General features: G+C 55.2%; 15 protein-coding genes and 2 pseudogenes. 16 read left to right on the top strand and 1 reads right to left on the bottom strand.

The features are described 5' to 3' along the window. Window positions 1-308, top strand: a pseudogene (locus A7Q00_RS00245) (IS630 family transposase); the annotation flags it as partial. 141 nt (window positions 309-449) lie between these two features. On the opposite strand, the gene A7Q00_RS00240 reads toward A7Q00_RS00245, so the two are convergent. Continuing rightward, a complete protein-coding gene (locus tag A7Q00_RS00240) occupies window positions 450-1,394 on the bottom strand; it encodes a class I SAM-dependent methyltransferase (RefSeq protein ID WP_064088659.1) in 945 nt (314 codons plus the stop codon). 495 nt (window positions 1,395-1,889) lie between these two features. On the opposite strand from A7Q00_RS00240, the gene A7Q00_RS00235 reads away from it, so the two are divergent. The 15 genes and pseudogenes from A7Q00_RS00235 to A7Q00_RS00170 all read left to right on the top strand — a co-directional run bounded on the left by A7Q00_RS00235 (window position 1,890) and on the right by A7Q00_RS00170 (window position 12,628). Beyond that, window positions 1,890-3,185 carry a DEAD/DEAH box helicase gene (locus A7Q00_RS00235; RefSeq protein ID WP_064088658.1) on the top strand — a complete coding sequence of 432 codons (1,296 nt, stop codon included), beginning with the start codon at window positions 1,890-1,892 and terminating at the stop codon, window positions 3,183-3,185. Window positions 3,186-3,234: 49 nt separating this feature from the next. Then, window positions 3,235-3,341, top strand: a pseudogene (locus A7Q00_RS13165) (IS5/IS1182 family transposase); the annotation flags it as partial. 228 nt (window positions 3,342-3,569) lie between these two features. Continuing rightward, a complete protein-coding gene (locus A7Q00_RS00230; RefSeq protein WP_064088657.1) occupies window positions 3,570-4,301 on the top strand; it encodes an SDR family oxidoreductase in 732 nt (243 codons plus the stop codon). A gap of 77 nt (window positions 4,302-4,378) precedes the next feature. Further along, window positions 4,379-4,798 carry a hypothetical protein gene (locus tag A7Q00_RS13160; protein WP_156503666.1) on the top strand — a complete coding sequence of 140 codons (420 nt, stop codon included), beginning with the start codon at window positions 4,379-4,381 and terminating at the stop codon, window positions 4,796-4,798. Between the two features lie 165 nt (window positions 4,799-4,963). Next, on the top strand, window positions 4,964-5,941 hold the full coding sequence (locus tag A7Q00_RS00220) for a pseudouridine synthase (RefSeq protein WP_064088655.1): 978 nt from the start codon (window positions 4,964-4,966) through the stop codon (window positions 5,939-5,941). A 69-nt stretch (window positions 5,942-6,010) separates the two neighbouring features. Beyond that, complete coding sequence (recO, locus tag A7Q00_RS00215; protein ID WP_064088654.1) at window positions 6,011-6,751, top strand: DNA repair protein RecO; 741 nt, start codon at window positions 6,011-6,013, stop codon at window positions 6,749-6,751. Window positions 6,752-6,794: 43 nt separating this feature from the next. Further along, window positions 6,795-8,024 (top strand): DUF711 family protein, encoded by a 1,230-nt coding sequence (locus tag A7Q00_RS00210; protein WP_064088653.1) that lies wholly within the window; start codon window positions 6,795-6,797, stop codon window positions 8,022-8,024. A 97-nt stretch (window positions 8,025-8,121) separates the two neighbouring features. After that, the gene (gene pdxJ / locus A7Q00_RS00205) at window positions 8,122-8,853 is read left to right on the top strand and encodes a pyridoxine 5'-phosphate synthase (RefSeq protein ID WP_064088652.1); all 732 of its coding nucleotides are present in this window, start codon (window positions 8,122-8,124) and stop codon (window positions 8,851-8,853) included. Window positions 8,854-8,998: 145 nt separating this feature from the next. Continuing rightward, a complete protein-coding gene (locus A7Q00_RS00200; RefSeq protein ID WP_281178994.1) occupies window positions 8,999-9,424 on the top strand; it encodes a type IV pilin protein in 426 nt (141 codons plus the stop codon). A gap of 74 nt (window positions 9,425-9,498) precedes the next feature. Next, window positions 9,499-9,972, top strand: coding sequence for a type IV pilin protein (locus tag A7Q00_RS00195; RefSeq protein WP_064088651.1), 474 nt, complete (start codon window positions 9,499-9,501; stop codon window positions 9,970-9,972). A 28-nt stretch (window positions 9,973-10,000) separates the two neighbouring features. Then, window positions 10,001-10,321: a hypothetical protein gene (locus tag A7Q00_RS00190; RefSeq protein WP_064088650.1), complete on the top strand. Its 321-nt coding sequence runs from the start codon at window positions 10,001-10,003 to the stop codon at window positions 10,319-10,321. Between the two features lie 58 nt (window positions 10,322-10,379). Further along, window positions 10,380-11,153, top strand: coding sequence for an exodeoxyribonuclease III (locus A7Q00_RS00185; RefSeq protein WP_064088649.1), 774 nt, complete (start codon window positions 10,380-10,382; stop codon window positions 11,151-11,153). Window positions 11,154-11,356: 203 nt separating this feature from the next. Further along, a complete protein-coding gene (locus A7Q00_RS00180; RefSeq protein WP_064088648.1) occupies window positions 11,357-11,713 on the top strand; it encodes a hypothetical protein in 357 nt (118 codons plus the stop codon). A gap of 5 nt (window positions 11,714-11,718) precedes the next feature. Beyond that, on the top strand, window positions 11,719-12,162 hold the full coding sequence (locus A7Q00_RS00175) for a protein YgfX (protein WP_064088647.1): 444 nt from the start codon (window positions 11,719-11,721) through the stop codon (window positions 12,160-12,162). Between the two features lie 61 nt (window positions 12,163-12,223). Beyond that, on the top strand, window positions 12,224-12,628 hold the full coding sequence (locus A7Q00_RS00170; RefSeq protein WP_064088646.1) for a DUF302 domain-containing protein: 405 nt from the start codon (window positions 12,224-12,226) through the stop codon (window positions 12,626-12,628). Window positions 12,629-12,647 lie beyond the last annotated feature (19 nt).

Genomic DNA, 12,647 nt, shown 5'->3' with positions numbered 1-12,647 from the left:
TTGCTCCGATGGTTTATCAAAATACGATGACCGGAGTCTTTTTTGAAGCGTGGTTTCAGCAATGCCTACTGCCCGCATTGACTCAAAAATCGGTGATTATTTTAGATAATGCACGATTTCACCGTATAGGTGTCTTACGGGAAATGGCGGAAAAATTGGGACATAAGGTATTGCCTCTTGCACCCTATTCACCTGAGCTCAATCCGATTGAGAAGGTGTGGGCGAATATTAAGCGGTATCTTCGAACCGTATTGTCTGATTACGCCCGATTTGACGATGCGTTACTGTCCTATTTTGTTTTTAATTGACTATAAATCAGGACAAGGCGGCGAGCCGCAGACAGTACACAAATAGTACGGCAAGGCAAGCCAACGCTGTACTGGTTTAAATTTAATTCACTATAAAAGGCTACTTGAAAACGGTTTGGATGTTTTCAGGTAGCCTTTGCTTTAGCGGTGTTTGATTGTCCAGCAGCGGTGGATTTTGCGGTTGCGGAAGTCTTCGGGCACGGATTGGCGGCTGATTTCGGCCACGGCATGGCGTTCGGCCACGGCGGGTTCGAGTTCGAAGCTGCGCAGGTTGTTGGAGAAATAAAGCGTGCCGCCGGTCTCGAGCAGGTGCATGGCTTCGCGGATGAGGCGAGGGTGGTCGCGCTGGATGTCGAGGATGTCGAGCATTTTTTTGCTGTTGGAAAAGCTGGGCGGGTCCATCACGATGAGGTCGAAGCGTTTGCCTTCGGCGGCGGCGTTTTGCAGGTATTGGAAGACGTCGGCACGGATGATGCGGTGCTGCTCGGGGTTGATGAGGTTGAGCTCGAAGTTGCGCCGTGCCCAATCGAGATAGGTGTTGGACAAATCGACGGTTTCGCTGCTAATAGCGCCGCCGGTGGCGGCGTATACGCTGAAGCTGCCGGTGTAGGAGAAGAGGTTGAGGAAGCGTTTGCCTCGGGCTTCGCTGCCCACGAGGGCTCGGGTGTTGCGGTGGTCGAGGAAGAGGCCGGTGTCGAGGTATTTGTCGAGGTTTATCCAGAAGGTGCGGCCGTTTTCGTGCACGATAAAATCTTCGCCGCTGCGGCCAGTTTTTTCGTATTGGCTGCTGCCGCGCTGGCGGCTGCGCTGTTTGAGGTGGATGTGTTCGGCGGGAAAGCCGGTGATGAATTGCACGGCTTCCACCACTTCGGCCAGCCAGGCTTCGTATTCGGCATGCTGCATGATCCAGCCGGTGTCGTATTCCTGCAGGTGGACATGGTTGCCGTAGATGTCGATGGCGAAGGGGTATTGCGGGATGTCGCGGTCGTAGAGCCGCCAGGCTTCGATGTTTTGCCGGCGTGCCCATTTGATGAGGTGTTTGGCGTTTTTGCCCAGCCGGTTGGCAAAGGCGGTGATTTCGCTCATGTGGGGCTACCTGAAAAGTGGAAAAAGGAGTGCGGCTATTTTACGGTTAATTGCCCCGTCGCTCCAAACGGACAACTGTGGCTTTCAGGTAGCCTTTTCGGTAGATAGGTGTCAATCCAAAGATTTTGCTTGACCGATTCCAAGCAAACGCCTAATATGCTGCCTCTTTTTTGTTCGAAGCCATCGTCTTCAGCCCCCGCAGTTTTACAGCTGCGTCTGTTTGCCGCATTTTGCGTGCAATTCTTCTCTGCTTCGCAGGTTGTCGCCGATGCCACTCCAAGCGCTTTGCTTGCGACAATCTTTTGCGTAACCTCCAGCGGTTGCCCTCGTTTTCTTTGCTGTGTCAGCCCGTTTTGCCGTACTGCCTGTACTGTTTACGGCCTGCCCTAGTATGGAAAGCGAATGAATCCCGCCTCTTTCTGTTAGCGCATCCTTTTGCTTCGCGGCTGCCCGTTTTGTGCGGGCGGAAAGTATTGTTGTCTTTTTTGGAAACACATGACCATCCAATTCAGCGACCTGCTGCACGATAAAAACCTGCTCGCCGCCCTGCGTTCCGCGGGCTACATCGAGCCCACCCCCATTCAAACCCAAGCCCTGCCCGCCGCCATTGAAGGCCGAGACATCATGGCTTCGGCGCAAACCGGCTCCGGCAAAACCGCCGCTTTCCTGCTGCCCAGCCTGCAGCGCATCACCCGCCGCAGCGACAAGCCCGGCAAAGGCCCGCGCATCCTTGTGCTCACGCCCACGCGCGAGCTGGCGGCGCAGGTGGAAAAAAACGCCAAAATCTACGCGCAAAACATGAAATGGCTGCGTACCGTTACCCTGGTGGGCGGCTCGTCTTTCGGCTTCCAAATCAAAGCGCTGGCCAAACCGATTGATTTGGTGGTGGCCACGCCCGGCCGCCTGATGGACCACATGCGCAGCGGCCGCATCGATTTCGACCGCCTCGAGGTGTTGGTGCTCGACGAAGCCGACCGCATGCTGGATATGGGCTTTATCGACGACATCGAAACCATCGTGGCCGCCACGCCCGAAAGCCGCCAAACCCTGCTCTTTTCCGCCACTTGGGACGGCGCCGTGGGCAAACTCGCCAGAAGGCTCACCAAAAATCCCGAAGTGATTGAAATCGAACGCGAAGACAACCAGGGCAAAATCGACGAGCAGCTCTTTTACTGCGACGACAAAAACCATAAAAACCGCCTGCTCGACCATATTTTGCGCGATGCCAATATCGACCAGTGCATCATCTTCACCAGCACCAAAGCCATGAGCGAACAGCTGGCCGACGAACTTTATGAAAAAGGCTTCGCCGCCAACTGCCTGCACGGCGACATGCCGCAAAACTGGCGCAACCGCACGCTGATGGATTTGCGCAAAGGGCGCATCAAAGTGCTGGTGGCCACCGATGTGGCCGCGCGCGGCATCGACGTGCCCAGCATCACCCACGTGATCAACTACGACCTGCCCAAACAGGCCGAAGACTACGTGCACCGCATCGGCCGCACCGGCCGCGCCGGCCGCCACGGCCTCGCCCTCACTTTCGCGGAAGTGAACGAATATATGGCGGTGCACAAAATCGAAAAATACCTCGGCCGCAAGCTGCCCGAGTTCACCATCGAAGGCATGGAGCCCACCCGCAAGCGCAGCAAAGCCCCGCGCAAAACCAAAGGCGGCGGTTGGAAACAAAAAGGCGGCCGCAAGCCCAACGGCAGCGGCAAACCCTTCGGCCGCCCCGCCGGCAATCCGCGCGGCAAAGCCCGCAAACCGGCCGCCCAAGGCCGCCGTGCCTGATATGGTTGAATAATTTTCCCCTGCTGGGTGAAGTGACGCGGCAGGGGGAAAATATAGTGAATTAAATTTAAATCAGGACAAGGCGACGAGCCGCAGACAGTACAGATAGTACGGCAAGGCGAGGCAACGCTGTACTGGTTTAAATTTAATTCACTATAAGTGTTCGAGCTATGGCCGGTTCGGTAGCAGCTGGCTGTAAAGAATAAAGGCTACCTGAAACTTGGTAAGCGGCACGAAAAATTGCCGGATTGTTTTCAGGTAGCCTTTAAGTTTGCTCGAACGATTGGCTTGTTTGCCCGGCTTACAGTAAGATGATTGGCTGTTGGAGAGTGGTGAGAACGCTTCCCTATACAGGCTCTTCCACCACGCTTAACGGAGAACCACATGAACCTGACCGACAAAAAAATCCTTCTTACCGGCGGCAGCAGCGGCATCGGTGCCGCCCTGGCAGAAGCCCTGCACCGTCGCGGCGCACACGTGCTGACCTGCGCCCGCCACCTGCCGGAATCGCTGCCAGACGGCATTACCTTCCGCCGCTGCGATTTATCCCTGCCTGCCGAACGCGACGCGCTGGCCGCATGGGTGCGCGAGGAACATCCCGATACCGCCGTTTTAATCAACAACGCCGCCGTGCAGCGCACGCTTGATTTTGTCGGCGGCGAACGCGCAGCCCTGCTGCAAAACCTCGCACAGGAGCTGGCGGTCAACCTTGAAGCCCCCGTTGCCCTGACCGCCGCGCTGCTGCCCGTGCTGGCAAGCCAGCCGCAGGCCGCCGTGGTCAACATCACCACCGGCCTTGCCCTCGCGCCGAAAAAAAGCGCCCCCGTTTACTGCGCTGCCAAGGCAGGACTGCACAACTTCACCCGCGCCCTGCGCTACCAAACGGAAGCCGCCGCGCCACACATCCGCGTACAGGAAATCGTGCCGCCCCTGGTTGACACCCGCATGACCGCCGGACGCGGCAGCGGCAAGCTCAGTCCCGAAGCGGTCGCTGATGCAGTCGTCCGCGCCATTGAAAGCGGTCGCGCCGAGACCTGCATCGGCAAAATACGCCTGCTCAAATGGCTGCTGCGCCTCGCCCCATCCGCCGCCTACCGCATTTTGCGCAACGAATAACCCCGTTCATTCGCACGGCAGCCTGAAAACGGATTTCCCTCCTTTCAGGCTGCCTTTAAACCAAACAGCACTCATCTTTGCCCACACAAACGCCCCACCCCGCCAAAGGCAGCCTGAAAGCGCGTCCACACGCTTTTGCAAAGCGAAAACCAGAAATTCCCTCCTTTCAGGCTGCCTTTTTTGTTTACAATCCCCCTTTCTCAACCACTCGCACACAACAACATCATGTATCTCCCCAACAAAAAACGCCCGTGGCTGCCGTGGCTGGCGGGTTTTCTGCTTATCGCCTTTCTGGTTGCCTTTTTCCACTTTCTCGGATGAACACTGTGTCGGGGAGGCACCTAAAGCCAAACCCCAAAACGCCATTTTCCGAGCAAATTGCAAAACAGCCAATCTACGGCACATTGTGCCGTAAACGTAAACTGCGGCTCAAGCACCTCGTTTCACGGGATGGTCTGGTTTCTATTTTGAACGGCGATACCGTTTGGGCTACCTGAAAACAGATGGCATTGCTGATGTTTGCTTTGCAGCAGCCCTATTGTTTTACTTTATTGAGGCTTCGTTTTCAGGTAGCCTGTTCCATCATTTTCCCCAACCCAACCCTGCCGCTTATTGCCGCAGAAGAACCGTTGATGAACATCACGAGTTAGGAGTGTAAATATATGAAAAACCAACGTGATTCCAATAAACGCAATCCGCGCCGCGCCGATGAAAAAGTTTCAGGTAGCCCTAAGCGCCAGCAGCGGCCTGAAGCGGAAAAAGCGCCGAAAACCCGCGTGGCACGGGCAAAAAAGCTGGCGGTGCGCCCGGCTAACCAAAAAGTGCAGAGCCAAGTGCGCCGTTTGCAGGAACAGCGTTCCGATTTGAGCGGCATCGAGCCGGTGCGCCTGCAAAAGGCATTGGCCGCTTCGGGTGCGGGTTCGCGCCGCGAGATGGAGGAGTGGATTCAAAACGGTTGGGTAACGGTGAACGGCAAGGTGGCGCAGCTGGGCGATAAGGTGCGGCCGGAAGACCAGGTGTTGGTGAAAGGCAGCGTGATCAAGCTGAAATGGTCGGATCGGTTGCCGCGTATCATCTTGTATTACAAGCAGGAAGGTGAGATTGTGTCACGCGATGACCCGCAGGGGCGCGTGAGCATTTTCGACCGTTTGCCACAGGCGGCAAGCAGCCGTTGGGTGGCCATCGGCCGTTTGGACATCAATACCAGCGGCCTGCTGATCCTTACCACTTCCGGCGAGCTGGCCAACCGTTTTGCCCACCCGAGCTTCGAAGTGGAGCGCGAGTATGCGGTGCGCGTGTTGGGTGAGCTGGGCATGGACGAGATGCGCCTGCTCACCAGCGAGGGCGTGATGCTGGAAGACGGCCTGGCGCGGGTGGAGCGCATCCACAGCCAGGGCGGGGAAGGCGTGAACAAATGGTATAATGTGGTGCTCAAAGAGGGGCGCAACCGCGAAGTGCGCCGCATTTTCGAGTATTTCGGCCTTACCGTGAGCCGTCTGGTACGAACCGGCTTCGGACCGATTGGTTTGCCCAACCGGTTGAAGCGCGGGCAGTTTTATGAGCTAAACGCGGCGGAAGTGGCCTCAGTGATGAAATGGGCGGATTTACCGCTGCCGGACAGCCGCCGCCGGTATGGCTGACGGTATGCTGCCGATTAAAGGCTACCTGAAAAATCAAACAGCCGTTTTCCCATTGTTCTTTAACGAGTTATGAAGCAGCCCAACCGCATCGATTCCCAGCCGGCGTTTTTGTTGTCGGCCACGCCGTGGCGCGAAACCAGCCTGCTGGCGGAGCTGTTTAGCCGCGATTACGGGCGGGTGGCGGTGGTGGCGCGCAGCGCGCGCAAACGGCAGAGCGAATTACGCGGCGTGTTGGTGCCGTTCGTGCCGGTTCAGGTAGCCTGGTATGGCAAGGAAGAACTGAAAACGCTGCACCGTGCCGAATGGCTGGGCGGCTGGCCGCAGCCGCAGGGCAGGGCGCTGCTGAGCGGGCTGTATGTAAATGAATTGGTGCAGAAACTCACTGCCAGAGAAGACCCACAACCTGCGCTGTATGAGGCCTTACAGCAGGTGATGCGCACTTTGTGCACCGAGCCGAACCACGCCGCCGTGCTGCGCCGTTTTGAGTGGACATTGCTCACGCTGGCAGGCTACGCACCGGACTTGCGGAAAGACAGCGCGGGCTGCCCAGTGGAAGCCGATCGGCAATACTGGCTGCGGCCGGAACATGCGGTGCTGCCGTTGGAGCAGCGGCATAGCCTGACGCCGGCAGAAGTGCAGCCTGGCGTGGCGGTAGATGGTGATGTGTTGATTCAGCTGCAAAACGGCAAATTTACCGATGCCGCCGCTTTGCAGCAGGCACGCCGGATTACCCGCCTGCTGCTGGATTTCCGCCTGCCGGAAGGAATTAAATCGCGGCAGGTGTTGCAGCAGATACAGGCTTTCAGGTAGCCTCTATCCTCCGATCACATCATAATTTTGAGGAAAAAAAGAAATGGATTTGCGCAACACCGAACTTTGCCGCGTGCGGGCGATTACCGCGTTTATCAGTTTGAATAAAAATAGTAATTTATGGGCTGGTGTGTTGGCGGAAGCCAAGCGCCAATGCGACCGATTGGCCGAATCGTTTGCCCGGGCGGGCTATACCGTGCAGTCGGTACGGCTGGTGTCAAACCCATTCGGCGAATATTTGGATACCGAAAACGCGCAAACCGCCAAGCAGGGTTTGGCCCGTATCCAGCAGATTTTGCAGGAATTGAATTACGGAAAGGCGATGCGTATCCGTTTCGCTGTTGGCGAGGCGGTGGGTGCGCACGAAATCGCCCTGCTGCCGGAGTTGATTCGCGATTACGGCGATTTGTGTAATGCCTGTGTGAATGTAGGCATGGATGAAAATGGTTTTTTAGACAGGCAAACCATTGAGTTGTGCGTGGCGGCCATGCAGGAAATCGGCCGCATTACGCCGCGCGGCGAGGGCAATTTCAATTTCACGGTAAACTTCAATTGCCGGCCGCTGATTCCGTATTTCCCCGCCGGCTACCATCGCGCAGAGCAGGGCAACTGCATTGTGTTGGGCTTGGAAACGCCGGATTTGCTGGCTGCCGCCTTACGTGGATTAAATAATCAGCCGGCAGAGCATGCCCAATATTTTCAGGTAGCCTATTCGGCCATGCGCGAGGCGCTGCAATACCACATCGACCGTGTGCAGCAATGTGTGGCCGACATGCCTTTGGATGCAGGTTGGGCTTATGCCGGCATGGATACTTCGGCGGCGCCGTCAAAGAATTGTACTTCAATGGTGGAGCTGTATCGGCTGATGCGCGTGCCGTATTTCGGCGCAGCCGGTACGGTGGAAGTATCCGCACTGCTTACCCGTGTGTTCAAGTCGCTGGAGCGGGTGCAGGCCGTGGGTTTTTCCGGCCTGATGCTGGCGGTAACCGAAGACGAAGGCTTGGCCGAGGCCACCCGCAAGCAACAGTTCGATATCCGCTCCCTGCTCACTTACAGCAGCGTATGTGGCATCGGTTTGGATACCGTGCCGATTGCCGGCAGCACTCCGGCGGAGAAAATTGCCGACATCATGTGCGACACCGGCACCATGGCCTTCCGCCTGAACAAACCGCTCACTGTACGCCTGTTCCCCGTTCCCGGATTGGAGGCAGGCGAGATTACGGCATTTGAGAGCGATGATTTGTGTAATTGTGCGGTGTTGGCAATACCTTAGAATGGCTTCGTGCAGATGGCACGCCGGTTGCTTAGTTACCTTTGCGGCGTGAGTCATGAAGCTAAATTGCAAAATTCGATACCCGAAAGGAAAGAAGATGCTGTTGGGCGTTAATATCGACCACGTTGCTACTTTGCGTAATGCGCGCGGTACGCGCTATCCCAGCCCGTTGGAAGCAGCTTTGGTTGCCGAAACCCACGGCGCGGATTTGATTACTTTGCATTTGCGCGAAGATCGCCGCCATATCAAAGATGCAGATGTGTTCGCCATCAAGCAGGCAATCCGCACCCGTATGAATTTGGAAATGGCGCTGACAACAGAAATGTTGGATAACGCCTTACAGGTGCAGCCGGAAGATGTGTGTATCGTGCCGGAAAAACGGCAGGAGGTTACCACCGAAGGCGGCTTGGATGTGCTGGCGCAACAGCAGACAGTAGCGGAGTTTACGCAGCAATTAAATGCTGCCGGCATCCGCGTTTCGTTGTTTATCGATGCGGATGAGCAACAAATCAAGGCTGCTCGTGATGTTGGCGCGCAAGCCATTGAGCTGCATACCGGCGCGTATGCCGATGCAACTTCTCATACTGTTCGGCAAAACGAATTGTTGCGCCTGGAAGAAGCGGCATATTTTGCTTCGGAATTGGGTTTGGTGGTCAATGCTGGGCATGGTTTGGCAATTCACAACGTAGCGCCAGTGGCACGGATTTTGCCGATTCGCGAGCTGAATATTGGTCATGCGCTCATTGCGCAAGCTGTGTTTTTGGGCTTGCCGGAAGCGATACGGCAAATGAAGGAAGAGATTTATCGGGCTCGGAGTCAGCCGGATTAAATTTAGATTGAAATCGGCTTATTTTGAGATGTGGTGGGTTGCCAAATAATGTTGTGCTTGCCATAGGGATAAACCTACTAGGCTAAAAATTAGGTAGGTAGCAAATAATATACTTGTGGGAAAATAAGAATAAAAAGGGGATGTGATGAATAAGTTGAAAATGCAAGGTTTTACCTTGATGGAGTTGATGATAATTGTTGTAATAGTAGCCATTTTGGCAACTATAGCCTACCCAAGTTATGACACATTTATCCGTAGATCTCGTATGGAACAGGCTAAAGCCAGTATTATGGCCAAGTCTCGAGATATGGAGCGGTTGTATACCAAAGCTCGTTCGTTTACGGATGCAAGCCATCCGGCATCTGCCCCTGCGAGTACTGATTTCTTCACAATTGGCTTTGTAGGCGGAGCCCCGCAATCAGATAGCTATGAAATTTTTGCTAAGCCGACCAATAAAAATCCAAACGAAACTCAAGGTATCTACTTCAATAGTATTGGTACAACGATGAGTCGTTGTGATGCCAATACTATTGATCAGTCAGATAGCAGAACCAATTGTGAGCCATATTAGTATTGGCCTCTATTCCGTTTGGTAACAAAGCCGTTTATACTGTCCACTCCGTTACTTTCCTAAGGAGCAACAGCATGAACGGCTTATCTTTTCCCACTACTAAGCGCGGCTTCACGTTGATGGAGCTGATGATTATTATTGCCATAGTGGCGATTTTGGCGGCTATTGCGTATCCTTCATACCAATCGTTTGTACGCAAATCCCGTTTGGAAGAGGCTAATGCTGCTTTATTGGAAAATAGTCGGGCGATGGAGCGTTTTTATTCGAGAAATCGAACGTTTAAAGCCACTTCCACTACTTGGCCGGCATTGGCGGTTAGTCAAACGCAGCATTTCTGTATTAAATTCCAAGGCAATGCGCGCGGGGTGTTGGGAGATAAATATACAATTAAAGCCGTGGCTTTTGATGTGAATAAAGAGCCACGGGTTTTATTGATTAACCAAGACCAAACGGTACGGATTTGCCAAAGCAGCCGTAGCCGTTGCGATAATAAAGAAGTGTTTTCCGGCGGTAATAATATCGACCAAGAATGCGAATTATTGCATTAGTTTTTCTTTAATTAAAATCTAAATTTTGATGAGCATTATTCTTTTATTACAACAAAAAATTCAGAATGCCGATTATGCACGCATGATTCAAAACAATATCGCCTCTTTCAGCCTGGCAGAAACCGATCTGTTGGCTGAAATTTTGAGTGGCTACGAATTTGATGTGGTGCAGCAGCAGGCACTGGTGCAGGCGGTGATGCAGCAGTCCCGTTTTGATCCGGATGCCTTCCACCAAGAGTTCGACGATGAAGATGTAACCGGCATTTGCCCGCATTGCATCAACCCGCCTATGCCGCCGTTGCGTGATTATCTTGTATGGCGTCAAACGTTGGCTAAACAGGCTACCTGAATATTTCAGGTAGCCTTCTTCCCTGTATAATCAAATAATAACCTTATTTGGAAAACCCATGCGCATCATTTCTGCCAATGTAAACGGCATCCGTTCTGCCTATAAAAAAGGCTTCTATGAATACCTGGCCGCAAGCGGCGCCGATATCGTCTGCGTGCAGGAACTCAAGGCTCAAGAAACCGATTTGGACGACAGCATGAGGGCTCCGCACGGTATGCACGGTGTTTGGCATTGTGCCGAGAAGCGCGGCTATTCCGGCGTGGCGCTGTATAGCAAACGCGAGCCGGATCGTGTGCAAACCGGCATGGGGATTGCCGAATTCGATGCCGAAGGCCGTTTCGTTCAGGCTGATTTCGGCAATTTGTCGGTGATTTCGCTCTACCTGCCTTCCGGCAGCAGTTCGGAAGAGCGTCAGCAGGTGAAGTTCCGTTTCTTAGAAGCCTTCTACCCGATGTTGCGCGAGCTGAAAACCCAAGGCCGCGATATCGTGATCTGCGGCGATTGGAATATCGCACACCAAAACATCGACTTGAAAAACTGGAAAGGCAACCTGAAAAACTCCGGCTTCCTGCCCGAAGAGCGCGAGTGGATCGGCAAAGTGATTGCCGAACTGGGCTGGGTGGATATTTGGCGCACGCTCTATCCCGAAATGCCCGGCTACACCTGGTGGAGCCAGCGCGGCCAGGCCTATGCTAAAGACGTGGGCTGGCGTATCGACTACCAAATGGCCACGCCCGCCCTGGCCGAGCGCGCCCGCTCCGCCCATGTTTATAAGCAGGAGAAATTCTCCGATCACGCCCCGCTGGTGGTGGATTACGATTATCCGCTGTAGCGGATGCCGGCGTTCCGGTTTTTTAGAAATCCGGCCTGTCGGAAAATCGGTTTCAGGTAGCCCGCATCTTGCCCGGCAGGCTGCCTGAAAAGCCGATTGCTTATATTAAGCGTTTGATAATTTTGAACCGTATGTTTTCAGGTAGCCTGTCTTTTTGTTGAACAGGCTACCTGAAACCGCGAAAACCAACCCAAGGAAATACCATGTATTTTGTAGACCGCAGCGCCGTGGTGGTGAAGCCCACCGAAGCCTTCCTCACTTGGCTCAAAAGCACCGGCGACGACCTGCCCGACCTCACCCTTGCCCAAATCCGCAGCAACTGCAGCGTGTATTTGTTGGCGCAGGCCGATACGCCCGAAGAGAGCGCCGGCCTGTTCGGCGAACGCTGGCGCGAGGTGTTCAGCGGCGAGATTGCTTCGTGGGAAGTGCCGCAGGAGCAATGGCCGGAGCTCACGCCCGAGTTGTTTGCCCGCTTTTTCGACCTCGAATTCCACGACATGGTGCTGGACACGGATGACGATGATATCCGCGTCAGTCCCGTGGTGGACAACATGATGTAGCCGCCGTGCAGCCTTTTCAGGTAGCCTTCCGGCCTTCGCGGTTGCAGCGCGTGTTGCAGCTGGTCGCATGGGTGTGGCTGGCCGTTATCTGGCTGCTGTATTTCGCCGGTTGGCTTCGCCTGCTCGGCCTCGCGCTCACCGCTTCCGCCGCTTGGTATGCTCTGCGCCGGCCGTTGCCCATCGGCAGCCTCACAGTAGGCAGCGGCGGCGAGGCCGTGCTGTTTTTGCAGCCGCAGCAAATCGCCGTGGCGGCCACCCTGCGCGGCGGCATGGTGCTGCCGTGGTTGCAACTTTTGCACTGGCAAACCGACGGCGGCCGGCAGATTTACCAAGCCGTGTGGCCGGATTCCGCCGATGCCGAAGGCCTGCGCCGCCTGCGCGTGTGGGCACGTTGGGGGCAGGCGCGGAAGAAACGGAGCAAGCCGTTGGATAGGCAGGATTCCCGCTAAAAAACGGCCGCGCCCGCGGCATACTTTATTGGCTTTTCCATTGTAGACAGGACTCAACCCTATGACCAATCCCAACCACCTTATCCTGCCCAGCCGTTTGGGTTTTGCCGAAACGCTGGCCGTGTTGAAACAGGCTTTTGCTGCCAAGCAGATTACCCTGTTTGCCGAAATCCCGCATTCCGCGCTGGCCGCCGAACACGGCCTGCCGCTGGCGCCCGCCAGCCTGCTGATTGTCGGCCACCCGGCCAAAGGTACGCCGCTGATGCAGGCCGATTTGCTGCTGGCCGCCGAGCTGCCGCTGAAAGTGTTGGTGTACGAGCAAAACGGCCGCGTGCAGGTGCTGTACCGCCGCGTGTTGCCGCTGGTGGCGGGGCGCGGTTTGGATGCGGCCGAAACTGCCGCCGCGCAAATCGATTCCGCCACGGGCGCACTGATTGCCGCCGCACTGGAGAGTATGCCGGGCTGAATTTTGCTGCGGTATAATG

This window comes from Eikenella halliae, from assembly GCF_001648475.1.
Taxonomy (GTDB): Bacteria; Pseudomonadota; Gammaproteobacteria; order Burkholderiales; family Neisseriaceae; genus Eikenella; species Eikenella halliae.
The sequence above is the reverse complement of the archived record's forward strand: the minus strand, read 5'-3'. Positions and strand labels throughout refer to the sequence as shown.